This window comes from Shimia sp., from assembly GCF_022448905.1.
In the GTDB taxonomy this organism is placed as follows: domain Bacteria; phylum Pseudomonadota; class Alphaproteobacteria; order Rhodobacterales; family Rhodobacteraceae; genus Shimia.
This window is the reverse complement of the sequence record NZ_JAKVCW010000011.1, coordinates 141,266-163,161: the sequence shown is the minus strand read 5'-3', so window position 1 is coordinate 163,161 and position 21,896 is coordinate 141,266. Positions and strand designations below refer to the sequence as shown.

General features: G+C 59.2%; 20 protein-coding genes and 1 tRNA gene. 11 read left to right on the top strand and 10 right to left on the bottom strand.

Features of this window, described 5'->3' with window-relative positions:
• Window positions 1–7: 7 nt before the first annotated feature.
• Window positions 8–81 (bottom strand) — tRNA-Cys (locus MK208_RS14710).
• 260 nt (window positions 82–341) lie between these two features.
• Here MK208_RS14710 and MK208_RS14705 point away from each other — a divergent pair.
• The 3 genes from MK208_RS14705 to MK208_RS14695 all read left to right on the top strand — a co-directional run bounded on the left by MK208_RS14705 (window position 342) and on the right by MK208_RS14695 (window position 3,449).
• The gene (locus MK208_RS14705; protein ID WP_294117867.1) at window positions 342–995 is read left to right on the top strand and encodes a protein-L-isoaspartate O-methyltransferase; all 654 of its coding nucleotides are present in this window, start codon (window positions 342–344) and stop codon (window positions 993–995) included.
• Between the two features lie 42 nt (window positions 996–1,037).
• Window positions 1,038–2,450 carry a TolC family outer membrane protein gene (locus tag MK208_RS14700; RefSeq protein ID WP_294117864.1) on the top strand — a complete coding sequence of 471 codons (1,413 nt, stop codon included), beginning with the start codon at window positions 1,038–1,040 and terminating at the stop codon, window positions 2,448–2,450.
• Between the two features lie 72 nt (window positions 2,451–2,522).
• Window positions 2,523–3,449, top strand: a complete 927-nt coding sequence (locus MK208_RS14695) for a hypothetical protein (RefSeq protein ID WP_294117862.1) — start codon at window positions 2,523–2,525, stop codon at window positions 3,447–3,449.
• Between the two features lie 90 nt (window positions 3,450–3,539).
• Here MK208_RS14695 and MK208_RS14690 read toward each other — a convergent pair whose 3' ends face one another.
• The gene (locus tag MK208_RS14690) at window positions 3,540–3,860 is read right to left on the bottom strand and encodes a DUF6280 family protein (protein WP_294117859.1); all 321 of its coding nucleotides are present in this window, start codon (window positions 3,858–3,860) and stop codon (window positions 3,540–3,542) included.
• Window positions 3,861–4,079: 219 nt separating this feature from the next.
• On the opposite strand from MK208_RS14690, the gene efp reads away from it, so the two are divergent.
• Entirely contained in the window at window positions 4,080–4,643 is a 564-nt protein-coding gene (efp, locus tag MK208_RS14685) for an elongation factor P (protein WP_294117858.1), read from the top strand.
• 82 nt (window positions 4,644–4,725) lie between these two features.
• Window positions 4,726–5,199 (top strand): GNAT family N-acetyltransferase, encoded by a 474-nt coding sequence (locus MK208_RS14680; protein ID WP_294117856.1) that lies wholly within the window; start codon window positions 4,726–4,728, stop codon window positions 5,197–5,199.
• On the opposite strand, the gene MK208_RS14675 is transcribed toward MK208_RS14680, so the two are convergent.
• Window positions 5,196–5,939, bottom strand: a complete 744-nt coding sequence (locus tag MK208_RS14675; protein WP_294117854.1) for a folate-binding protein — start codon at window positions 5,937–5,939, stop codon at window positions 5,196–5,198. The genes MK208_RS14680 and MK208_RS14675 overlap by 4 nt on opposite strands.
• A gap of 73 nt (window positions 5,940–6,012) precedes the next feature.
• On the opposite strand from MK208_RS14675, the gene MK208_RS14670 reads away from it, so the two are divergent.
• Window positions 6,013–6,699, top strand: a complete 687-nt coding sequence (locus tag MK208_RS14670) for a TIGR04283 family arsenosugar biosynthesis glycosyltransferase (protein WP_294117852.1) — start codon at window positions 6,013–6,015, stop codon at window positions 6,697–6,699.
• Window positions 6,700–6,705: 6 nt separating this feature from the next.
• Here the strand turns inward: MK208_RS14670 and MK208_RS14665 are convergent, their stop codons facing one another.
• Window positions 6,706–8,580: an ABC transporter ATP-binding protein gene (locus tag MK208_RS14665; protein ID WP_294117849.1), complete on the bottom strand. Its 1,875-nt coding sequence runs from the start codon at window positions 8,578–8,580 to the stop codon at window positions 6,706–6,708.
• Between the two features lie 158 nt (window positions 8,581–8,738).
• On the opposite strand from MK208_RS14665, the gene MK208_RS14660 reads away from it, so the two are divergent.
• Window positions 8,739–9,935 (top strand): aminotransferase class V-fold PLP-dependent enzyme, encoded by a 1,197-nt coding sequence (locus tag MK208_RS14660; protein ID WP_294117847.1) that lies wholly within the window; start codon window positions 8,739–8,741, stop codon window positions 9,933–9,935.
• A gap of 5 nt (window positions 9,936–9,940) precedes the next feature.
• Here the strand turns inward: MK208_RS14660 and MK208_RS14655 are convergent, their stop codons facing one another.
• Both MK208_RS14655 and MK208_RS14650 read right to left on the bottom strand, forming a co-directional pair.
• Window positions 9,941–10,126, bottom strand: a complete 186-nt coding sequence (locus MK208_RS14655) for a hypothetical protein (protein ID WP_294117846.1) — start codon at window positions 10,124–10,126, stop codon at window positions 9,941–9,943.
• 91 nt (window positions 10,127–10,217) lie between these two features.
• On the bottom strand, window positions 10,218–11,321 hold the full coding sequence (locus MK208_RS14650) for a pyridoxal phosphate-dependent aminotransferase (RefSeq protein WP_294117844.1): 1,104 nt from the start codon (window positions 11,319–11,321) through the stop codon (window positions 10,218–10,220).
• Between the two features lie 121 nt (window positions 11,322–11,442).
• Here MK208_RS14650 and MK208_RS14645 point away from each other — a divergent pair, with 121 nt between their 5' ends.
• Complete coding sequence (locus tag MK208_RS14645; protein WP_294117841.1) at window positions 11,443–12,234, top strand: crotonase/enoyl-CoA hydratase family protein; 792 nt, start codon at window positions 11,443–11,445, stop codon at window positions 12,232–12,234.
• 15 nt (window positions 12,235–12,249) lie between these two features.
• On the opposite strand, the gene MK208_RS14640 is transcribed toward MK208_RS14645, so the two are convergent.
• The 3 genes from MK208_RS14640 to MK208_RS14630 form a co-directional block, all read right to left on the bottom strand.
• On the bottom strand, window positions 12,250–12,576 hold the full coding sequence (locus MK208_RS14640) for a DnaJ family domain-containing protein (RefSeq protein ID WP_294117837.1): 327 nt from the start codon (window positions 12,574–12,576) through the stop codon (window positions 12,250–12,252).
• Window positions 12,577–12,615: 39 nt separating this feature from the next.
• Window positions 12,616–15,783, bottom strand: coding sequence for a valine--tRNA ligase (locus tag MK208_RS14635; RefSeq protein ID WP_294117835.1), 3,168 nt, complete (start codon window positions 15,781–15,783; stop codon window positions 12,616–12,618).
• Window positions 15,784–16,111: 328 nt separating this feature from the next.
• On the bottom strand, window positions 16,112–16,549 hold the full coding sequence (locus MK208_RS14630) for an Lrp/AsnC family transcriptional regulator (protein WP_294117832.1): 438 nt from the start codon (window positions 16,547–16,549) through the stop codon (window positions 16,112–16,114).
• A gap of 107 nt (window positions 16,550–16,656) precedes the next feature.
• Between MK208_RS14630 and MK208_RS14625 the strand changes: the two genes are divergently transcribed.
• The 3 genes from MK208_RS14625 (at window position 16,657) to MK208_RS14615 (ending at window position 21,208) form a co-directional block, all read left to right on the top strand.
• The gene (locus MK208_RS14625) at window positions 16,657–17,787 is read left to right on the top strand and encodes a type III PLP-dependent enzyme (RefSeq protein WP_294117829.1); all 1,131 of its coding nucleotides are present in this window, start codon (window positions 16,657–16,659) and stop codon (window positions 17,785–17,787) included.
• 78 nt (window positions 17,788–17,865) lie between these two features.
• Window positions 17,866–20,163: a xanthine dehydrogenase family protein molybdopterin-binding subunit gene (locus MK208_RS14620; protein ID WP_294117827.1), complete on the top strand. Its 2,298-nt coding sequence runs from the start codon at window positions 17,866–17,868 to the stop codon at window positions 20,161–20,163.
• Window positions 20,138–21,208 carry a DUF2235 domain-containing protein gene (locus tag MK208_RS14615; protein WP_294117826.1) on the top strand — a complete coding sequence of 357 codons (1,071 nt, stop codon included), beginning with the start codon at window positions 20,138–20,140 and terminating at the stop codon, window positions 21,206–21,208. Before MK208_RS14620 ends, MK208_RS14615 begins: the two co-directional genes overlap by 26 nt.
• 7 nt (window positions 21,209–21,215) lie before the next feature.
• On the opposite strand, the gene MK208_RS14610 is transcribed toward MK208_RS14615, so the two are convergent.
• Window positions 21,216–21,887, bottom strand: a complete 672-nt coding sequence (locus tag MK208_RS14610; protein ID WP_294117825.1) for a nitroreductase — start codon at window positions 21,885–21,887, stop codon at window positions 21,216–21,218.
• Between the last annotated feature and the right edge of the window lie 9 nt (window positions 21,888–21,896).

The window sequence follows — 21,896 nt, the reverse complement described above, 5'->3', positions numbered from 1 at the left end:
GTTTTATTGGAGGCGAGTACCGGAATCGAACCGGTGTACACGGATTTGCAATCCGCTGCGTCACCACTCCGCCAACTCGCCATCCGTGGTGCTCTGAAGTGATGCTCCAGAGTGGGCGCATAAATGGTATGAATCTTGGGAAGGTGCAAGCCCCTTTTTGAGGGCGTTTTGCAGACGGGCATCTCAATGACGTTTCGGCAAGGCTGGACCTTAGGCGGGGCAGGGGCTTGATATGGCGCGTAGAGTTGTCACATTCAGGGAAAAGACAGGCGCTGACCGTTGCTGAGCACGCGCGGTTGTGGCAAGAGAACGCAACACGAGTCTGAGCACATGAGAAATCGATGACCGACTATGCCACCCTCCGTACCACTATGGTTGATACGCAGATCCGCCCGTCGGATGTGACCAAGTTCACTGTCATCGAGGCCATGCTGAACGTGCCGCGCGAGGCCTTTGTGCCTAACAGCCAGCGCGACGCGGCCTATGTGGACACCTGCGTGACGCTGGAGAAAGGGCGGGTGGTGCTGGATGCGCGCACCTTGGCAAAGATGCTGGACGCGCTGGATATTCAAAACGACGAGCTGGTGCTCGATGTGGGCGCGGGGCTTGGCTATTCCTCTGCTGTGATTGCGCGGATGGCGGAAGCGGTGATTGCCGTGGAAGACGACGAAGGCCGCGCGTCTGAAGCGCAGATCACGCTGAGCGAGCAAGGTGCGGACAATGCCGTTGTGCATCAGGGGGACCTGGTGAACGGTGCGGCAGAGCATGGCCCGTATGACGTGATCCTCTTGCAGGGCGGGGTTGAGGCGCTGCCTGAGGGGCTTCTGGCACAACTCAAAGAGGGTGGCCGAATTGCCGCGCTGTTTGTGGAAGGCGCTTTGGGGGTTGTGCGCGTCGGCTATAAACTTGATGGTGACATCAACTGGACCTTTGCGTTTAACGCAATGGCCCCCGTGATGCCCGGGTTCGAGAAACACCGGGCTTTCCAATTATAAGGTCCTGATAAGCGGACCAACGACACGCAGGAGGCAGCAGCCATGTTCCAAAAGGTACACAAAGCGGTTCGACACGGTGCGCTGGCACTGACGGTTTCGGCGGTTTCATTTGGAGCGGCGCAGGCGCAGACGCTCTCGGATGCCCTAGCCACGGCTTATGAGCACAGCGGCTTGCTGGAACAGAACCGGGCGCTGTTGCGGGCGGCGGATGAAGATGTGGCGGTCACGCAAGCACTGCTGCGGCCGATCATCAACTGGTTTGGCAACGTCAACTATGATTACGGCCGCTCCACACAATCAAATGCAGCGGGGACCTCAGGTTGGACACCTTATGCCAACATCGGTGTGTCTGCGGATCTGCTGTTGTTTGACAACGGCAACTCCAAGCTGGCCGTGGAAGCCGCCAAAGAGACCGTTTTGGCGACGCGTCAAGGTTTGGTGTCGGTTGAGCAGACCGTGCTGTTCAATGCGGTGCAGGCGTTTATGGATGTTGTGGCCGACGATGAACTGGTGAAGTTGCGGCTCAACAACCTGCGTTTGCTGGAGCGGGAGTTGCAGGCTGCGCAAGACCGGTTTGAAGTTGGTGAAGTGACACGGACCGACGTGGCACTGGCGGAAGCCCGTTTGGCCGGCGCGCGAGCGCAATTGGCGGCGGCCCAGGGTGACTTGGAAGCCAGTAAAGAGTTCTACGCAGCAGCCGTTGGTGAGCGTCCGGGCAACCTTGTGACGCCACGCAGCTTGCCAAAAGCGGCCGGATCTCTGGATCAGGCAAAAACCGTGGCGGTGCGGTCGCACCCACAGATGTTGCAGGCGCAGTACCAGATTTCGGCCTCTGAGATTAACGTGCAGCGGGCGCGGGCGGCAATGGGGCCAACTGTGACTTTGAAAACCAACATTGGTACGCGTCGCGATTTTGATTCGTCGGTCTTTTCAGATTCTGCCCGAGTCGGTGTCGAGTTGGGTGGCCCGATTTATCAAGGTGGCCGTCTGTCGGCTCTTTTGCGCCAGTCCATGGCACGGCGTGATGCAGAGCGGGCGAACCTGCATGTGGTCCGTCACAACATTCGCCAAAACGCGGGTACCGCTTGGGCGCGGTTGATCGCCGCGGGTGCGCAGATCCAGGCGAGTGCCCGTCAGGTGGAAGCAGCGCGGATCGCCTTTGAAGGCGTACGTGAAGAAGCCAAGCTGGGCGCCCGGACCACATTGGACGTATTGACTGCTGAGCAAGATTTGCTGGACGCGGAAGCCGATCGCATTGATGCGCAAGCGGTACAGATTGTGGCGGCCTATGCGGTTTTGTCTTCCATGGGGCTTCTGACCGTGGATCACCTGAACCTGCGGGTGGAGCGTTATGATCCGGAAGCCTACTTCAACATGGTGAAAAACGCACCGGCCCTGCGGTCTGAACAAGGTAAAAAATTAGACCGTGTGCTTAAAGCAATTGGGAAAGAATAACATTTTTCCTATCTGTTGTATGGCTTAGCGGCAGAGGCTACACTCTTCGTGAGGTAAGAGTGGTGAATTTCTATGTCCGATCCAGTGACCAACACGGAAATCGAAGATGTTTTGACGTCTATCCGCCGGCTTGTGTCGGAGAATCGGCCTTTGCCAGACGCGGTTAAAGACCAGGCACCGGCACGTCCCGTGGCCTTTGACACGTCTTCAGCGCAGGACGAAAGTGCAGAAGATGAGACCCCTGTGGCGGAAGCGCCATTGGCTCTGGTGCTGACACCTGCGCTGCGGGTTGAGGACGCGCCTGACGCCGAGGGTGATGTCGATGCTGATGAACCGCAGGACGTTGTCGACGAATCGGATGATTTGGACGAAGTCGAGATTGACCCATCTGTAGATGTCGACCAGGTGGCAGCGAAGGTTGAGCCTGATGCTGTGGAAGCCGTCGACGCCGAGCAAGATCAGGTTTCCGTTGAATCTGAAGAGGTTACGCTGGAGGGTGCCGAGGCCTCACTGGATGAAGTGATGGTCGAGGTGGGCTCTGGAGATGAGGCTGTTGTGTCTGAGGACGAGGCGCCATTGTCCTTTGAGGCAGTGAGCGATACCGCGCCGGAAGAGGCGATGGATGAAGAGCAGCCGTTTGATTTCAAACAGGTGCTGGAAGCCCGGATTCATCAGTTCCGCGATGCCACCTCAACGGACGATGTGACTTATGATCCGGAGGTCGATGCGGCACCGGATATGGCGGATGCGGTGATGGACGAGCTGCGCGCGCATATGCCGGAAGAGATTGCCGACGCAGCAGAGATTGTGGACGCCGAAGCGCTGTCTGAGGCGATGGAAGAAGCCGCCGAAATTGACGAAGCGATGCTGCGTGAAATGGTGGCCGACATTGTGCGCCAGGAGCTGCAGGGTGCGCTGGGGGAGCGCATCACCCGCAATGTGCGCAAGCTGGTGCGGCGCGAAATTCACCGCGCATTGGCGGCGCACGACCTCGGATAGGTTAACGCGGTCGCGGCTATACAGACATTCAGACAACAAAAAACGCGCCCGTTTGGGCGCGCTTTTTGTTAGGCAGCTTGCAGAAAGTGCTTAGGCAGCTTCGGCCTGTGCAGCGGCGTTGCGGCGCTCGCTTTCTTCGCGCGACAGCGCAACAGAGGTGCGGACACCTTTGCCAACAAATTCCATCAGGCCTTCGACCACACGTTCGTTTGGGTCAATACCTGCGCAGGACAGCACTTCGCGACCGTCGCGGGACCGGGCCCAACGGGCAATCTGTTCCGGGCCGTTGCCGTATTTCTTGTCATCCGCAATGGCATCGTCCAAGGCCGCGAGCACCACAGCTGCGAACAGCTTGCGAGCACGGTTGCCTTGTTCATTGTTGTATGCCGCTGCATCAACGAAATGGGTCATCTCGTCGTCCTTGTGTTATTGCTCTTGTATTTTCGGCGTGGCGCTCCTTATGACGCATCCAAGCCGATTCGGATAGTCCTCAGATGCATAGCTTCTATGCGGAATTTGCATAGCATTCTGCGGATTTTTCCCGCGACAGGTTGTCTTGCCACCTGTCGACTGGGCAGATATAGGAGGCTAAACACTCCGATCAACCTTTTTTGCTTAGGTTTTCTTAATATGCCCAAGATCAACGGTAACGAAATTCGCCCCGGTAACGTGCTGGAGCACAATGGTGGTCTTTGGGCCGCTGTGAAAGTGGACCATGTGAAGCCCGGCAAGGGCGGTGCATTTGCACAGGTCGAGCTCAAGAATCTGCGCAATGGATCTAAGCTGAACGAGCGTTTCCGGTCTGCTGACAAAGTGGAGCGCGTGCGTCTGGAGCAGAAAGACCAGCAATTCCTTTATGAGGATGACGGCATGCTGATCTTCATGGACACTGAGACCTATGAGCAGAACCAGATCCCTGCGGACCTTTTGGGTGATCGTCGTCCGTTCTTGCAGGATGGCATGACCATTGTTGTGGAATTCCACGAAGCTGAGGCATTGAATGCGAGCCTGCCGCAGAAAGTGACCTGCAAGATTGTGGAGACCGAGCCTGTTGTGAAGGGCCAGACCGCGGCGAATTCGTTTAAGCCAGCGATCTTGGACAATGGCGTGAAGGTTATGGTGCCTCCGTTTGTGGGCCAGGACGAAAGCATCGTCGTGAACACCGAGACCATGGAATATTCTGAGCGCGCATAAGTCGCGCCCGGACATGTATCCCCGCGCAACTTGCCGGGGATTAGATTGAGAAACCTCCGGTGACATCACTGGAGGTTTTTTTGTGATTAGATTTTTGAGAACGGATGAAGTTGAGAAATTACTGCCCCTGTCGGCGCAGGTGAATGCGCTGCATGAGGAAGAGCATCCGGAGCAATATCGCGGTGATGCTGCGCCGGAAGAGGTGACGGAGTTCTTCAAGCAGCGGCTGGGGGAAGGTGCGCAGGTGTTTGTCGCCGAGGGGCCGGATGGCGGTTTGACTGGTTTCTTGCTCGCCGTGCCTGTGGTGCGAGAGGCGTCGCCGTTTCTGCATCCGGCCCGGTATGTGGAGCTGGATCAGATATGCGTCGATGAAACCTGCCGGGGGCAGGGCGTTGGTAAAGCTTTGGTGGCCGCTTTAGAGGCGTGGATGCGCGACAATGACTTCCAACAATGGAAGTCGATGGTGCATGGCTTCAACATGCACTCGCAACACCTCATGAGCCGGCAGGGCGCAGAGGTGCTGGGGCTGCGCTATCGCAAAATGTTAAGCGACTAGGCCGGGTAGCTGATTTTGGCGTCGCCGGCAGTCATGTCCTCGCCGGCGCGGTCAAAGCGCAGGTAGGCCAGGGCCTTGTCTCCCGCACGGCTGTGTAGGGTGCCAACTGGTCGATCGTCTTTTAGGATCGGAGTGCCGGCCTCAGCGTCGCCGGTGATGCCAACCTGGGCGAGACCTTTGCGAAGCTCAGTTTTGTGCTTCATGCGGGCAGTGACTTCTTGTCCGACGTAGCAGCCCTTTTTGAAGTCGACGCCGTTGAGCCGCTCAAAGCCCATTTCGAGAATGAAGCTGTTTTGGTCGAGCTCTAGCCCGGCGTTGGGCACCTGGTTGGCCACATAGAGTGCGGTCCAGTCCGTGGTGTCGTCTTCCTGAGGCGCGTCGCGGTAGGCGCGCCAGCCAAGGTTTGGGGAGCGTGGGTCGACGGCGCCGTCTTCCGGAATGTCGCCGAAGCCACGATGCAGGTGCAGGGTGGTCGGCTCAATGGTGACATCGGCGCGCAGTTTGTACATGGTCAGGCGCTGTTGCAGCGCAGAGGCCTGTGTTGCGTCGGCGTCCAGCAAAACGGCGTCTCCGTCGCGTTTCAGGAAGAAATCCGCGATGTATTTGCCCTGGGGGGTCAGGAAGGCAGCGTAGAGCAGTCCATCGGTTAGGCGGGTCATGTCGTTGGTGATGAGACCTTGTAAAAAGCTCTCGGTGTCACTGCCGGTAAGGCGGAAAATGCTGCGATCTGACGTGGACATGTCGCTGCTCCTGTTCTTGCGCTCTCCTGTCATATAGAAGCGGTGTCGCCGTGCAACAGGGCTGGAGTAAGAAATGCGTGCACCTGTGAGTGTTGTGATCCCGACATTGAATGAAGAAGCGGGGCTGCCTGCTTGTTTGGGCGCGTTGTTTGAGGGCGTGTCTGCGGGCGTGATCCGCGAGTTGATCGTCGCAGATGGCGGGTCCAGTGATGGCACGCTGGCGATTGCCGAAGAGGCCGGGGCGGAGGTTGTGCGCTGTGCCGCGTCGCGGGGCGGACAGCTGCGGGTTGGCGCGGCCAAGGCGCAGGGCGATTGGCTGTTGTTTGTGCATGCGGACACGGTGTTGTCCGAGGGTTGGAGTGCTGCCGTGGAGGCGCATTTGGCGCAGGCGGATGTGGCTGGATACTTTGCGTTGCGGTTTGAGAAAGGCGGAGTCGCGGGGCGTCTGGTGGCGGGATGGGCCAATCTGCGCAGTGGCCTGTTTGGGTTGCCCTATGGGGATCAGGGGCTACTGATCTCTCAGCGGCTTTACGAGGAAATCGGCGGGTTTGCGGACATTCCCTTAATGGAAGACGTTGCAATTGCGCGGCAACTGGGGCGGGCGCGATTGGCGCCGTTGGACACGCAGGCGATCACCAGCCCGCGCAAGTATCAAGCGCAAGGTTGGCTGCGCCGAGGTGGGCGCAACCTGTGGACTTTGCTGCGGTATCTTCTGGGTATGTCGCCTGAGAAATTGGCGGCAGCGTACCGCCGCCAGTGATCTGCGTTATTCGCGGCCCGCGAGACGGCCGAAGATGCGTGACAGAATGGATCGCTTGGGTTGCGGTAGGGCGGCGTCCAGACCTTCGATTGGCTGCAAGGCGCGGGCCTCGGCGGTTTCGCCTTTGGTTTTGAATTGCAGCTCGTAGAGATCGGCGTAGATGCCGCCACGGGCGAGCAACTCGTCATGGGTGCCTTCGTCCACAACTTTGCCTTTGTCCATTACGAGGATCTTGTCGGCGTTGCGGACGGTAGACAGCCGGTGGGCAATCACCAATGTGGTGCGGCCCGAGGAGAGCTTGTCCAAAGCCGCCTGCACCACGGTTTCGGAGCGTGTGTCCAGCGCGGAGGTGGCTTCGTCCAGCAGCAGGATTGGGGTGTCGCGTAGCAGGGCGCGGGCAATCACCACGCGTTGACGTTGGCCTCCTGAAAGATTGGTGCCGCGTGGCCCCACTTCGGTGTCCAGCCCGTCGGCCAGTTTGGGAAGGAAGTCGGAGACATGAGCGGCTTTGAGCACTTCTTGCAGGCGTTCTTCGCTGACGCCGGTTTGATCGAGCAGGATGTTTTCGCGGATCGTGTCGTCAAATAGCATGGCTTCTTGCGATACGACGGAGAACAGGCCGCGCAGGTCCGGCAAGCTCATGTCGCGGTTGTTGACGGTGTCGATCAGGCTTGTGCCGGTTTGCGGGTCCACAAGGCGGGTGAGCACGTTGAAGATGGTCGACTTGCCAGCGCCCGACGCGCCGACGATGGCGGTGGTTTTGCCGGGTTCCGCGACAAAACTGGTGCCGTCCAGAACTGTCACGTCGCCATAGGCCAGGTTGACCTTGTCCATGGTGATGCCCGGCGTGCCGGTTGGGGCGGGCAACGGATCTTTAGGGGACAGGATGGTGGGAACGGTCTCGATCAGCTCTTTCAATCGTTCGATTGCCGAGGCGGCGACTTGCCAGCGGCCAGAAAGTCCCGCCAGGCGACGAAGAGGTTCAAACATCATGCCAAGCGCAGTGAAAAAGCTCATAAACTGCCCAATGGATTTTTCGCCTGAAACAATTTCGCCGCCGCCATAGATCAGAACACAAAAAAATCCGAGGCCAGCCGTGAAGTCGACCATAGCTGCGATTGAAGCTGTACCCGCAGTTGCGCGGACTTCAGCGCGTACCAATTCGCGGGTTGAGCTTCCGAACTTGGTTGTTTGGTACTTTTCTAGCAGGTTGAGCTTGGTTGGGATGATGCCGTGGAAGGTCTCGTCCAATTGTGTCGCAATTTTTGCACCGAGATCCCGGGCTTCGCGAGCGCGTCTACGTACGAACCGCTGCGCCACCAAAGACGGCAATATGAGAAGAGGTGTGCCCACACAGGCGACAATGGTCCAACGCCAATCGACGCTTACAGCAACACCAACGAGTGCAATAAGTGAGATGAAGTCTCGGCCCGCACCGGTGATAAAGGAGCTCCAGACGCCGTTGATCGCGCCAACATCCGATTGGGTGCGCTGAATGAGATAGCCCGGTGGGTGGGTTTGGTGGAAAGCGTTGTCTTGCAGCATCATCCGGCCCAACAGGTCGATGCGCAGGTCGGCGGAGGTGCGCTGGGCCGCCGTGGTCATCATCACCTTGTGACCGATGCTGGTGATCCCGCGGGTGAAGAAAATCCCGGCAAACACCAGTCCAACGCCCCACAAAGCAGATATGCTGCCTGCCGAGAAGGCAGAGTCAAACATGGGTTCCATCATCCAGGCGATGAGACCCAGCGTGGAGCCTTCGATCGCCATAAGAATGGATGAGCAAATCAGCAGCCACTTGTGACGGTGAAGGTATTTCCGCCAAAGCCAGGACAGCAGATAGCCTTTGTCTTTGGTGGGTTTAACGTCTGTGTCAGTCACGATCTGTGCCTTCTCCGACCTTTGAAGTGACTTTGACCTTTACAGGTGGCCGCGTCGCAAAACCAGAGCCAATGGCGTCGTTTCGCCGGTGCAGACAGGCGATTGACGTTGCATTCCTGCGCGTTAGGGTGCCGTGAGGTGTAGCAGGGGACGCAATTATGAAACTTACACAGGGACAGACCTATCTCGCGATTCCGGGGCCATCTGTGATGCCGGAGGCGGTGTTGCGCGCGATGCATCGGGCTGCGCCCAATATATATGAAGGCGAGTTAATCGACCTGACCTATGGGCTGTTGCCGGACTTGAAGACGGTGGCGGGCACCCAACACGATGTGGCGATCTATATCGGTAATGGTCATGCGGTTTGGGAAGCGGCGCTGGCCAATGTGATTGAACCCGGTGACCGGGTGCTGGTGCCAGCCACGGGCGCGTTTGGTCATGGTTGGGGCGAAATGGCCGCTGGAATGGGTGCGGAGTGCGAGGTGATCGACTTTGGCCGCCGTTCTCCGATGGACCCGGCCAAGGTCGCTGAGGCTTTGGTGGCGGACAAGGACCATTCCATCAAGGCAGTTCTGGCGGTGCATGTGGATACCTCGACGTCGGCGCGCAATGACATCGCGGCCCTGCGCGCTGCGATTGATGAGACTGGTCATCCGGCACTGTTGATGGTCGATTGCATTGCCTCTTTGGGCTGTGACCGATTTGAGATGGACGCCTGGGGTGTGGATGTGATGATCGCAGCCAGCCAGAAAGGGCTGATGGTCCCGCCAGGTGTGGCTTTTGTGTTTTTCAACGACAAGGCGGCCGCGCGTCGAGCGGCGTTGCCGCGGGTGAGCCGCTATTGGGATTGGGTGCCTCGGGCCAAGCCGGAAGCCTATTATCAGCTGTTCTGTGGCACGGCGCCGACGCATCACCTCTACGGCCTGCGCGTTGCGCTGGATATGATCCTGGAGGAAGGGCTGGAGCACGTCTGGCAACGCCATGAGGTGCTAGCGAAGGCGATTTGGGCAGCCTGTGACGCGTGGAGCGCAGACGGTCCACTGGAGCTCAATATGGCGGAGGAGGCGCATCGCAGTCGGGCAGTGACTTCTCTGCGGATTGGCAAGGAGCACGGCACGCGGCTGCGGCGGTGGTGTCAGGATCAAGCGGGTATCACCTTGGGTATTGGTTTGGGCATGGCCACAGAGGACGATCCACAAAGCGACGGATTCTTCCGTTTTGGCCATATGGGGCATGTAAATGCGCAGATGATTATGGGACTGCTGGCGACGGTGCAGACAGGCCTGATCGCGCTGGATATTCCGCACGGTCCAGGCGCCATAGAAGCCGCAGCGCGGGTGATAGCGAAGGCGTAACCTGGCTAAGCGCGTCGATCCAGATGAGAGCGCAGGCGGTCAATGCCTGCGTTCAGGATCACGGCCAGCACCATCACGGCTGGCAAACCCCAGAGTAGAAACACAAGTACAAAAACCCAGAGCAGGTTCACAAAAGCCATGACCAGGCAGGTGGTGGTGTAGTCTTGGACAGGTTGCACAGGGCGGGACATCGCGGACACTCCTCAGTCGCAGGATAGCTCTGATTCGTGTCACAAGACGGAAAAAATTTCGTGAACGGCCCGCGGGTTGCGGGGCGATGTCTTAGGAAAGCTCTGTGAGAACCTCGCCAAGCGCGGCGTCCAGCAGGTCTATTTCTCGTTTCGGGGCGCAGCTGATGCGGATGCAGCGGTTTTGCGGGGCCACAAACGGCATACGTACAAAGATGCCGCGAGACACCAATCCGTCGAGTATGGCTTTGGCGTAGGCCCCATCTTTGCCGCAGTCGATGGCAACAAAATTGGTGGCGGAGGGGAGTGCCTTGAGACCGTGTTTGGCGGCCACCGCTGCGATGTGCTGACGCGAAGCTTCGACTTTGGCGCAGGTGTCCGACAGCCACGATGCGTCGTCCAATGCGGCGAGCGCGCCCACTTGTGCTGCGCGGTTCATGCCGAAGTGATTACGGATTTTCTCAAAAGCACGAATGTTTTGAGCCTCGCCCATGGCGTAGCCTACGCGTGCGCCTGCCATGCCGTAGGCTTTGGAGAAGGTGCGCATGCGGATCACGCGGGGATCGTTGATGGCGATCTCCGGTGCTGTGCCGTCGGGGGCGAGCTCGACGTAAGCTTCATCCAGCAGCAGCACACAGCCGTCCGGGATTTTGTCGAGTTGGGCGACGATGTCTTTGCCAGCGCACCAGCTGCCCATTGGATTGTCGGGGTTGGCGAAGTAGACAAGTTTGGCGTCCACTTCGGCGGCCTTGGCCAGTAGAGCAGGCAGGTTTTCGGCATCGTCACGGTACGGCACTTTGTGCAGCGAACCTCCAAAGCCTGCGACGTGGTAATTGAAGGTGGGGTAGGCGCCCTCAGACGTGACCACCGCGTCTCTTTCGCCAACCAGCAGGCGGACGAGATAGCCGAGCAAGCCGTCGATGCCTTCGCCCACAACCAGGTTGTCGGGCGCAATGCCATGGTGGGCGGCCAAGGCGTGGCGCAGATCGTAGCTTTCTGGATCGCCGTACATCCAGATGTCACCGGCGGCCTTTTGCATCGCTTCAATCGTTTTGGGCGAGGGGCCAAAGATGTTTTCGTTGGCACCGATGCGGGCGGAAAAGGACTGGCCCATGGCGCGCTCTTGTGCTTCGGGGCCGACAAAAGGAACGGTGGCGGGCAGGCTTTCAGCCAGTTTGGTATAGCGAGGTCCGGTCATGCGCGGAAAGTGACGCAAGGACGGTGGCGGCACAAGAGCAAATGCCCTCACGTTAGGGTGGATTTCCCGCCGTAGGGCGCGGAGTGTAGGATCAAGAAAACCCATCTGTGAGGAGGCTGTTATGGCCCGTGTATCGGTAGAGATCAAAGACCACATTGCCCATGTACGGCTGACCCGTGGCGACAAGATGAACGCGCTGGATCAGGCGATGTTTGATGGCATAATCGAAGCTGGTGAAGGCTTGATAGAAAACGACGATGTGCGGGTTGTGGTGCTCTCCGGCGAAGGCAAATCCTTCTGCGCCGGGCTGGATGTGATGAGCTTTGCCGCCTTGGCGGGGCAGGACCCGGTGGCGCGGATTATCCCGCGCACCCATGGCAATGCGAATGATGCGCAGCAGGTGGCGATGGTGTGGCGCAAGCTGAAGGTGCCGGTGATTGCGGCGTTGCAGGGCGTGGCTTTTGGCGGTGGTTGTCAGTTGGCGTTGGGGGCAGACATTCGTTTTGCCGCGCCGGACACCAAGATGGCGATCATGGAGATGAAATGGGGGCTGATCCCGGATATGGGCGGGATGACGTTGCTGCCGCATCTGGTGCGCTCGGATGTGCTGCGGCAATTGACTTATACGGCGGCGCCAGTTGAAGCGGAGCAGGCTTTGGCTTGGGGGCTGATCACCGAGATCGCTGAAGATCCATTGGCGGCGGCGATGACTTTGGCGGAAGAGATTGCAGGCAAGAGCCCTTCGGCTGTGAAAGCGGCCAAGGCGCTGATCGGCTATGCGGAAGAGCATATGGACGATGTGGACGCGGTGCTGCTGGAAGAGAGCCGGGCGCAAGCGCGTTTGATTGGCAAACCGCATCAGATGGAAGTGATTGCGGCGAACATTCAGAAGCGAAAGCCGGTGTTCAAATAAGGAGTTAGCTGAGGCCTACTTCAGGAACTTGCGGTAGGCCTCGCGCTCGACATTGTAGTCGAGTTCCAGTTTTGCAATCTGCGCCATCAGGCGCTTTTTCTCATCTGGATCAGAGGCTTGTTGCCAGTCGCGTTTGGCGGCCTCGAGCTGCTCTTTGAGTTTGAACTCGCGTGGCAGAACCCCGGCGCGCGCCATGATGGAGTGGCCCACGGCGGTGGCCGGGTCTTCAATTTCGTGGCGTTTGGGGAGGGGTTTGCCTTCGCCCTCAAGGCCAGTCAACTGGCCTTCAGCTTCGGCCTTTTTGATCTGACGTTCGATGAGGTTTCGAAAGGAGCGCATCATGCCCCCAATATGGGCATGATGCTTGTGTTTGCAAGGCGCTTAGTCGAGCTCTGCGAGCTTGGCGAGCGCCGCCTTGATCTTGTCCTCTTCTTCCTCGCGGGCGGCGAGGTTTTCCTTGGCTTCAGCCACAACCTCATCCGGTGCCGAGGCGACGAATTTGGGGTTGTTCAGGCGCCCACGCAATCCGCCGAGTTCTTTGGCCAATTTGCCTAAGCCTTTCTCAAGACGTGCTTTTTCGGCGTCGATGTCGATGATGTCCGCCAGTGGCAGGCCAAAGGTCGCGCCGTCGACCGCCACAGTGGCGGTGCCTTTCGGGAAAGTCTCAACCTCTTCCAGCGACACCACGCGGGCGATCTTGAAGATCAGGGCTTCGTTGCGCTTAAACGCTTCGCGGTTCTCATCGGTGATCTGGCTCACCACCACGTCGATTTTGGCACCGGCATTTACCCGCATCTGCGCGCGCACGGAGCGAATTTGGTCGATCACGGAGATCACCCAGTTCATCTCGCGGTCGGCTTTTTCATCCACGAATTCAGCGGCTTGGTAGGTTGGCCAATCGGCGTGCACCAGCATTTTTGCGCGGTCGCCCAGCTCGCCCCAAAGCTCTTCGGTGATGAAAGGCATGATGGGGTGCAGGAGCAGCAGACATTGGTCGATGACCCAGCGCATTGTGGCTTTGGTTTCGGCCACGGCGGCGGCGTCATCGGAGTTGAACAGCGGTTTGGAGAACTCCACGTACCAGTCGCAAACCTTACCCCAGACAAAGGCGTAAAGCGCGTTGGCGGCGTCGTTGAAGCGGTAGCTTTCGAGTGCGGCGTCGACCTCTTCGCGGACCTTGGCGGTCTCGCCGATGATCCACAAATTGGCGGTCTGTTTTACGTCGGTATCGCGTCTGTTTTGCGACAGTGCGGAACTGACCACCACATCGTCTTCAAACACGCCGTTCATCTCGGCAAACCGCGCGGCATTCCAGAGCTTGGTGCCGAAGTTGCGGTAGCCCGCGATGCGTTGCATGTCTAGTTTCAGCACGCCACCCAGAGCGGCCATGGCGGCCGAAGAGAAACGCAGCGCGTCGGCGCCGTATTCGTCGATGATCTCAAGCGGGTCCATCACGTTGCCGGTGGATTTGGACATTTTCTTGCCTTTGGCGTCGCGCACGAGGCCATGCAGGTAGACGGTGTCAAACGGGATCTGATCCACCACGGCGAGCTGCATCATCATCATGCGGGCGACCCAGAAGAACAGGATGTCCTGACCGGTGACCAGCGTGGAGGTCGGGAAGTATTTTTCCAGCTCTGGCGTGTTGTCGGGCCAGCCAAGCGTGCCGATGGGCCAGAGGCCTGAGGAGAACCAGGTGTCGAGCACGTCGGGGTCACGCCAGACTGGGTACACCAGTTTCAGCGGGTCCTGATCCACAACGTATTGCGCGAGGCTCTCGGCCAGCATGTGGATGGCTTCGTGCTTGTCAGCCACCTCAACCACTTTGGCGTGGTTCAGAGGGGACGGAATGTTGGCATTGTCATCGAGGAACTGTTCCACGACGCCGTCAAAGTTCGCAGCACAGTGGGTGACGTTGCCACGGTGCAGCATGCCGCCCTCGCCCAACAGACGGCCCATTTCGACGAGATCCAACGCACCGTTGTTTTCGTCGTCTTTGAAGTCCTCGGCGGAGAGGTCGAGGCCATACCACACAGGAATTTGGTGGCCCCACCACAGCTGGCGGGAGATACACCAAGGCTCAATGTTTTCCAGCCAGTGGAAGTATACTTTCTCGCCGCTTTCCGGCAGGATTTTCACGTCGCCATTGCGCACAGCGTCCAGCGCTGGGCCAACAACTTTTTCAGCGTCCACAAACCATTGGTCGGTCAGCATCGGCTCGATGACCACTTTGGAGCGGTCGCCAAACGGCTGCATGATCGGCTTGTTTTCTACGTAAGGCACGGTTTCAGTAACTTCGGAGGTGTTGCCCTCGTCGTCTTTCACCGTCTTGGTCACTGTGGTCATCACCGCGAGGCCTTCGGCGGTGATTTGCTCCACCACGAGTTTGCGCGCCTCAAAACGGTCGAGACCGCGCAGGTCGTCCGGCACCAGGTTCACGCCGTCGGCTTCGTTTTCCGTCAGGGTGCGCTCGCCTTTGGCCACAGCCATGGCGATGGTGGCGGCGGCGTCGTAGCTGTCGCCGTCCGCGCGCATGGCGCCTTTGGTGTCCATCAGGCGGTACATCGGGATGCCACCGCGCTTGGCGACCTGATAGTCGTTGAAATCATGTGCGCCGGTGATTTTCACCGCGCCGGAGCCGAAGTCCTTGTCCGGGTATTCGTCGGTGATGATCGGGATCAGGCGGCGGTGCTCTTTGGGACCGACCGGGATTTCGCAAAGTTTGCCAACGATGGGCGCGTAACGTTCATCAGACGGGTGTACCGCCACCGCGCCGTCGCCCAGCATGGTTTCCGGACGGGTGGTGGCGATGGAAATGTAATCACGGGTCTCTTGCAGCGTGATGTTCCCGTCTTCGTCCTTCTCGACGTATTCATAGGTCGCCCCCCCTGCCAAGGGGTATTTGAAGTGCCACATGTGGCCGGCAACTTCGATGTTCTCCACTTCGAGGTCGGAGATGGCGGTTTCAAAATGTGGGTCCCAGTTCACGAGGCGTTTGCCGCGATAGATCAGGCCCTTGTTGTACATCTCAACAAAGACTTTCAGAACGGCGTCGTGGAAGTTGCCGCCAGCCACATCTTCGGGTGCGCCGGGCGCGCCGGACATGGTGAAGGCTTCGCGGTCCCAATCACAGGAGGCGCCTAGGCGCTTCAATTGGTTCACAATGGTGCCGCCGGACTCACCTTTCCATTCCCAGACTTTCTCAAGGAACTTCTCGCGGCCCAATTCGGCGCGGGACGGCTGTTGGGTTTCGGCCAGCTTGCGCTCCACAACCATTTGGGTGGCGATGCCCGCGTGGTCGGTGCCCGGCTGCCAGAGGGTGTCAAAACCCTGCATGCGTTTCCAGCGGATCAGGATATCCTGCAGCGTGTTGTTAAAGGCGTGTCCCATGTGCAGAACGCCAGTGACGTTGGGCGGTGGGATCATGATGCAGTAGGTGGAAGCACCCGGTTTTGCATTTGCGCCTGCGGTGAAGCAGCCGGCTTTTTCCCATGCGTCGTAGAGGCGGCCTTCGGCCTCTGCTGCGTTGAAGGTCTTTTCCATCGCCATTGGTGTGATCCCTTGTGTCGGTTCGCGCCCGTTATCAATCGGAGTTGTCTCTATCGAATGCGGAAACAAAGGGGAAGCGGGAAGAGATTGTTTAGCAAGGTGGAGAAAACCTGAATTTATTCACTCAAGTTGGAAAAATTCAAAAAAGATCTGGTTTGTTAAGGTTCTGTTAAGACTTGGCGCGGCATAAGCGGGGTGTGGCGCATGACGCCTCCACGCTAGAAGGCGATGAGATGTACATCCTGCGTGCCAGAACGGCACGCATTCCATCTCCCCCAAACGCAAATTCCCAATCTGTGAGACTGTTTGAGCGTTGTTTTGCGCGGATTTACCCGCGTGGGCGGTCCAGTTTGGTGGACAGGTGGATCAGGCTTTCCGAGCTTTTCACACCCTTGGCCTCACCAATGTTGTCGAGCGTGTCGTCCAGCTCTGAGGTACTGTCCGCAGCCAGTTGCACAATCAGATCAAACCGCCCGGAGCAGGTGTGCACGCTTTCCACGGCAGGCAGGGATTTGAGGCGGTCCAGCACGGTTGGCCCGCTGCGCAGCTCGATCGAAAGCAGCGCGGTGGCGCGCAGCCTTGGGCGGGCGGCATCGCCCAGACGCAGGGTGTAGCCTGCGATGGCGCCGGAGGTTTCCAAACGGTCGATACGGGCCTGGACCGTGGTGCGCGCCAGGCCCAGTTTACGGGCCAATGTGGCCACGGGCGCGCGAGCGTTTTCGCTGAGCAGGGCCAGGAGTTGGGTGTCGGTTTCGTCAAGTTGCATCGTGCTGCCGTCTATATGCCGAGTCTTTCCTGCATTTTTACCAGAGTGCCGCGTGGAATCGACAGGGAAATCCCTCAAGCTGATGAAAAACAGGATTGAGGTAGGACATGCGCAACGATCCGGCCCTTTGGCCGTCCCCTTCTTGGCATCTGACGAAGTTTTCGCCGGACGCGCCGGTTTTGTATTTTGCTCCTGAGGTGCTGCAAGCCACGGCGCGGCGGTTCATTGACGGTTTTGCCGGGCTGGTGACTTATGCGGTGAAGGCCAATGACCATGAGGCGGTGCTGACGAATTTGGTGAACGCCGGGCTGACGGCCTTTGATGTGGCGTCGCCATTGGAGATGGCGCGGGTGCGGCGTGTGGCGCCGGATGCGGTGCTGCATTACCACAACCCGGTGCGCTCGGTGGCGGAGATCACCGAGGCGGTGGGGCACGGCATTGCCAGCTGGTCGGTGGATTGTCCGCGGGAGTTGCAGAAGTTGGCGGATGTGCCGCGCGCAGGCACAGAGATTGCGGTGCGCTTGCGGTTGCCGGTGGCCGGTGCGGCTTATGACTTTGGCGAGAAGTTTGGCGCGGACCCGGATCAGGCGGTGGCTTTGTTAAAGCAGGTGCGGGAGATGGGGTTTGAGACCTCTTTGACCTTCCATCCCGGTACGCAGTGTGCCGATCCGCAGGCCTGGGCGGTGTATATTGTCGAGGCGGCAGATGTGGCGCGGCGGGCTGGCGTGGTCTTGAAGCGGCTAAATGTTGGTGGCGGCTTTGCGGCGCATCGCAATGGTCCTGCACCGGATCTGGAGGCGATTTTTGATCGCATCGCGGCGGAGACAGTACGGGCATTTGATGAGGAAGCCCCCGCGTTGGTTTGTGAGCCGGGGCGGGCGATGGTGGCCGAGGCGTTTACCTTGGCGGTGCGGGTGAAGACTGTGCGCGACACGGCGGTCTTCCTGAATGACGGGATTTATGGCGCGCTGACGGAATTGCGCGACATTGGGGTGCCGGATCGGATTTCTGTGCTGCGGCCTGATGGGGCCGTTGTGGATGGCGACATGGCGCGTAAGGTGGTCTACGGGCCGACCTGTGACAGTCTGGATCGGTTGCCAGATCCAGTGGCGCTGCCTGCGCAAATTGCTGAGGGGGATTTTGTGATGATCAAGGCCATGGGCGCCTACTCGTCCTCACTGTCCACCGGGTTCAACGGCTACGGTCTGCAAGAAATGGTAACTGTCGCGACGTTGTAAGGCACAACGGGCTCTGGACACGTCCGGATTGCACGATAGAGTTCCTCTTCGTAGCGACGCGCAGGGGAGCCAGCAGCCATGGAAAAGTTTGGGAAAAGCCAGCCGGTCAAACGGATTGAAGACACGCGGTTTTTGACCGGCAAAGGCCAATACGTGGACGATATTGCGCCCCAAAATGCGCTGCATGCCTATTTTTTGCGCTCTCCGGTTGCGCATGGGCTTGTGACCGAACTGGATGTTGCGGACGCGCGTGAGGCGGATGGGGTGGCCTGTGTCTTGACGCAGGCGGATTTGCTGGCGGCGGGACTTGAGGCCAATTTGCCAGGCACGCAGGTGGTGAACCGCGATGGCAGCAAAGGTGCCAAGCCGGAACGTCCGCTGCTCGCGGCAGAGCGGGTGCGCTACGTCGGTGAGCCGATTGCCGTGATTGTGGCGGAGAGCATGGATCAGGCGCGGGATGCGGCTGAAATGATCATGTTCGACTATGATGATCTGGACGCGCATCTGGCATTGGCGCGCGGCGGTGAGCAGCTGCATGGCGAAGCGCCAGAGAACCTTGCGTTTGATTGGGGGCTTGGTGATGAGGCCGCGACCGACGCGGCTTTTGAGGCGGCGGCACATGTGGTGAGCCTGGAGGTTGGCGACAACAGAGTGATTGTAAACGCGATGGAGCCGCGTGGTGCCTATGCCGAATGGGATGGCAGCCGGTTGCATGTCGCCAGCAATGGGCAGGGTGTCTGGGGCACCAAGGGGCAAGTCGCCCGTGTTCTGAAGATGAACGAAGACGACGTGCGTGTCACCAACCCGGACACCGGCGGCGGCTTTGGCATGAAGGCGATGATCTATCAGGAGCCTCTGATTGTGGCATACGCCGCCAAGACGCTGGGCAAGCCGGTCCGGTGGATTGCGGATCGAACGGAGTCGATGTTGTCAGACAACGCGGGGCGCGATCTGGTGTCGTTGGCGGAGTTGGCGTTTGACGAGAACCTTAAGGCCACGGCCTATCGCGTGAAGTCTGTCGCCAATATGGGCGCGTATAACTCGCAGTTTGCCCAAGCGATCCAGACGCAGCTGTTTAGCCGCGTGTTGATGGGCGTCTATGATGTGCAGACTACTTGGCTGCAGGTGGATGGGATTTACACAAACACCACGCCAGTGGATGCCTATCGTGGGGCCGGGCGGCCGGAGGCGATTTATGTTCTGGAACGCCTGATGGATCGTGCGGCGCGCGAACTGGGCGTGAGTGGCTACGAGTTGCGGCGGCGCAACTTCATCCCAACCGAGGCGTTTCCGTACAAATCGGCGACGGATGAAACCTATGATGTTGGCGACTTCGATCGAGTGTTGAGCCGCGTGGAGGAGTTTGGCGATGTGGCCGGGTTTGCCGCGCGCAAAGCCGAGAGCGCGAAGGCTGGCAAGCTGCGCGGCGCTGGGCTGTGCTATTACATTGAGAGTATTTTGGGCGACCCAAGTGAAAGTGCGCGGGTGGAGTTCAATGACGATGGCACCGTTTCGATCTATGTGGGCACGCAGTCCAACGGGCAGGGACATGAGACGGTTTATGCGCAGTTCCTGAGTGACCAGACCGGCATTCCCACCGAGATGATTGAAGTGGTGCAGGGGGACAGTGACCGCATCAAGCAAGGTGGTGGTACTGGTGGGTCGCGCTCCGTGACGGTGCAGAACACCGCGACTTTGGCGACCGTGGAAACGATGATTAAAGCCTTTACGCCGTATATTGCAGAGAAGATGGGCGTGGATGCCGCGGATGTGAGCTTTGATGATGAGCAATTCCGGGCAGAAGGCTCTAACTTACACCCGACCTTCCTTGAAGCCGCCGAGTTGGCGCGCGCGGATGGGCGGACGGATTTGATGGTGCATGAGGAGCGCACCACTTTGCCAGCGCGCAGCTTCCCCAACGGGGCGCATCTGGCAGAGGTTGAAGTGGACCCGGAGACGGGGCAGGTCAGCTTGGAGACATACACTGTGGTGGATGATTTTGGTAATCTGATCAATCCGATGCTCGCCGAGGGGCAGGTGCATGGTGGCGTGGCGCAGGGCATTGGCCAGGCACTGATGGAACATGTGGTGTTTGATGATGACGGTCAGCTTTTGACCGCGACCTTCATGGATTACGCCATGCCGCGCGCGAGTGATGTGCCGATGATTGGCTTCGCCACCGAGGCGGTGCCGTCCACTGCGAACATCATGGGCATGAAGGGCTGCGGCGAGGCGGGTACCGTGGGTGCCATGGCTGCAGCAGCCAATGCGGTGCAGGACGCGCTTTGGGAGGCGGGTGTGCGCCAAGCGGATATGCCGTTCACGCCGCATCGCGTGTGGCAGATGTTGAATGAGGCCAAACATACGGCTGGCTAGACGCATATCAGAGTGGCTGACTGGGAAGTTCACCAGCAGCCATACCCCGGCCGGACCGCGCCGGGGGGCGGTCACGCATGTGATTATTCTGGATGGCACCATGTCCTCGCTTGCGCCGGGGCAGGAGACCAATGCAGGGCAGACCTATCAGTTGCTACGAGAGATCGGCGCGGAGGTGTCGGTTTACTACGAAGCCGGGGTGCAATGGCGGTCCTGGCGTCAGACGTTGGACGTGATGATGGGGCGCGGGATCAATCGGCAAATCCGGCGGGCTTACGGCTATTTGGCAAGCCGATATCGGCCTGGAGACAAGATTATCCTGATGGGCTATTCGCGCGGTGCTTTTGCTGTACGCTCATTGGCAGGGGTGATTGACCGCGTCGGGCTGTTGCGCGCGGAATGTGCCACGGAGCGCAATATCCGCACGGCTTATCGGCACTATGAACTGACGCCGGACAGTGCGGCTGCAAGCGCGTTTGCGGCGGCGCATTGTTATGAGCATACAGAGATCGAGATGATTGGTGTGTGGGACACGGTGAAAGCGCTGGGCGCGCGGGTGCCGGTGTTGTGGCGGATCACTGAACGCCGACATGCGTTTCACAACCATCAACTTTCGCCCGTTGTGCGGCATGGGTTTCATGCCTTGGCGCTGGATGAGACGCGGCAGGTGTTTGAACCAGAGTTGTGGCGTTGTCCGGATGATTGGGACGGCCGTGTGGAGCAGGTCTGGTTTCGAGGGGCGCACAGTGACGTGGGCGGACAACTCGTGGGGTTTCATGCTGCGCGACCGCTTGCCAATATTCCGCTGGTCTGGATGCTGGAACGGTTGGAGATGTGTGGCGTACGCTTGCCAGAAGACTGGCGGGATCGCTACGAGACCGATCCGGATGCGCCCATGGTGGGCACCTGGCGGGCGCTCGGCAAATACTTTTTGTTTAGGGCGCCAAGGGTTGTTGGGGCAGATCGGTCAGAGAGCATTCACCCGACCGCGTTGCCCTATGTGACTGCGGGCGACATTAAAGGGCAGGTGTTGCCGCAGACCTAGGTTGGTTTTAATCGCGCCAGTCGACAAACTCGCCTAGCTCCGCGCGGTCTGTGCGAAAGGTGTTGATGGCGGCAGCGTCATCCGGGTAGCCAAAAGAGATGGCCGCAAGAACGTTGCGATCCTCGGAAATGTCGAAGTGTTTGCGGACCACGTCTGAGTAGAGCGAGAGTGCGGCCTGAGGCACGGTGCCGATGCCTTGCGCTTTGGCGGAGAGGCAGAAAGCGGTGATGAAACCGCCGCAATCGAGCACGCCGTAGGGGCCGAGTTCTTTGGGGCAGGTGATGACCGCAACGTGAGGCGCGCCAAACAGGGTGTAGTTCTCCCGCATTTGACGTGCGCGGCCTTCGCGGTCGCCACGACCAATGCCAACGGCTTCATAGAGTTGGAACCCACAGGTGCGGCGGCGTTTGAGATGCGCGCCGGTGTAGGTGTCCGGAAACGGGTAGTCAGGCGCGGGGGCGCCGCCGTCAAAGGCTTGTGCCATGGCATCGCGGAAAGCTTCGGTTTGAGCGCCTGAGGCGACAATCACCTTCCACGGTTGTGCGTTGCACCAGGAGGGGGCGCGGCCAGCATCCAGCAGGATTTGGGAAATAACCTCACGCGGTACGGCACCTGATTTAAACGCCCGGCAGGAGTGACGGGCGTGCAGAAGTTCTTGCAATGCAGCGTGGTGAGACATCGCGGAAAT

Coding starts and splice junctions, on each gene's coding strand:
- MK208_RS14705 (WP_294117867.1), top strand. CDS start 342: ATGACCGACTATGCCACCCTCCGTACCACTATGGTTGATACGCAGATC.
- MK208_RS14700 (WP_294117864.1), top strand. CDS start 1,038: ATGTTCCAAAAGGTACACAAAGCGGTTCGACACGGTGCGCTGGCACTG.
- MK208_RS14695 (WP_294117862.1), top strand. CDS start 2,523: ATGTCCGATCCAGTGACCAACACGGAAATCGAAGATGTTTTGACGTCT.
- MK208_RS14690 (WP_294117859.1), bottom strand. CDS start 3,860: ATGACCCATTTCGTTGATGCAGCGGCATACAACAATGAACAAGGCAAC.
- efp (WP_294117858.1), top strand. CDS start 4,080: ATGCCCAAGATCAACGGTAACGAAATTCGCCCCGGTAACGTGCTGGAG.
- MK208_RS14675 (WP_294117854.1), bottom strand. CDS start 5,939: ATGTCCACGTCAGATCGCAGCATTTTCCGCCTTACCGGCAGTGACACC.
- MK208_RS14670 (WP_294117852.1), top strand. CDS start 6,013: ATGCGTGCACCTGTGAGTGTTGTGATCCCGACATTGAATGAAGAAGCG.
- MK208_RS14660 (WP_294117847.1), top strand. CDS start 8,739: ATGAAACTTACACAGGGACAGACCTATCTCGCGATTCCGGGGCCATCT.
- MK208_RS14655 (WP_294117846.1), bottom strand. CDS start 10,126: ATGTCCCGCCCTGTGCAACCTGTCCAAGACTACACCACCACCTGCCTG.
- MK208_RS14650 (WP_294117844.1), bottom strand. CDS start 11,321: ATGACCGGACCTCGCTATACCAAACTGGCTGAAAGCCTGCCCGCCACC.
- MK208_RS14645 (WP_294117841.1), top strand. CDS start 11,443: ATGGCCCGTGTATCGGTAGAGATCAAAGACCACATTGCCCATGTACGG.
- MK208_RS14640 (WP_294117837.1), bottom strand. CDS start 12,576: ATGATGCGCTCCTTTCGAAACCTCATCGAACGTCAGATCAAAAAGGCC.
- MK208_RS14635 (WP_294117835.1), bottom strand. CDS start 15,783: ATGGCGATGGAAAAGACCTTCAACGCAGCAGAGGCCGAAGGCCGCCTC.
- MK208_RS14630 (WP_294117832.1), bottom strand. CDS start 16,549: ATGCAACTTGACGAAACCGACACCCAACTCCTGGCCCTGCTCAGCGAA.
- MK208_RS14625 (WP_294117829.1), top strand. CDS start 16,657: ATGCGCAACGATCCGGCCCTTTGGCCGTCCCCTTCTTGGCATCTGACG.
- MK208_RS14620 (WP_294117827.1), top strand. CDS start 17,866: ATGGAAAAGTTTGGGAAAAGCCAGCCGGTCAAACGGATTGAAGACACG.
- MK208_RS14615 (WP_294117826.1), top strand. CDS start 20,138: ATGAGGCCAAACATACGGCTGGCTAGACGCATATCAGAGTGGCTGACT.
- MK208_RS14610 (WP_294117825.1), bottom strand. CDS start 21,887: ATGTCTCACCACGCTGCATTGCAAGAACTTCTGCACGCCCGTCACTCC.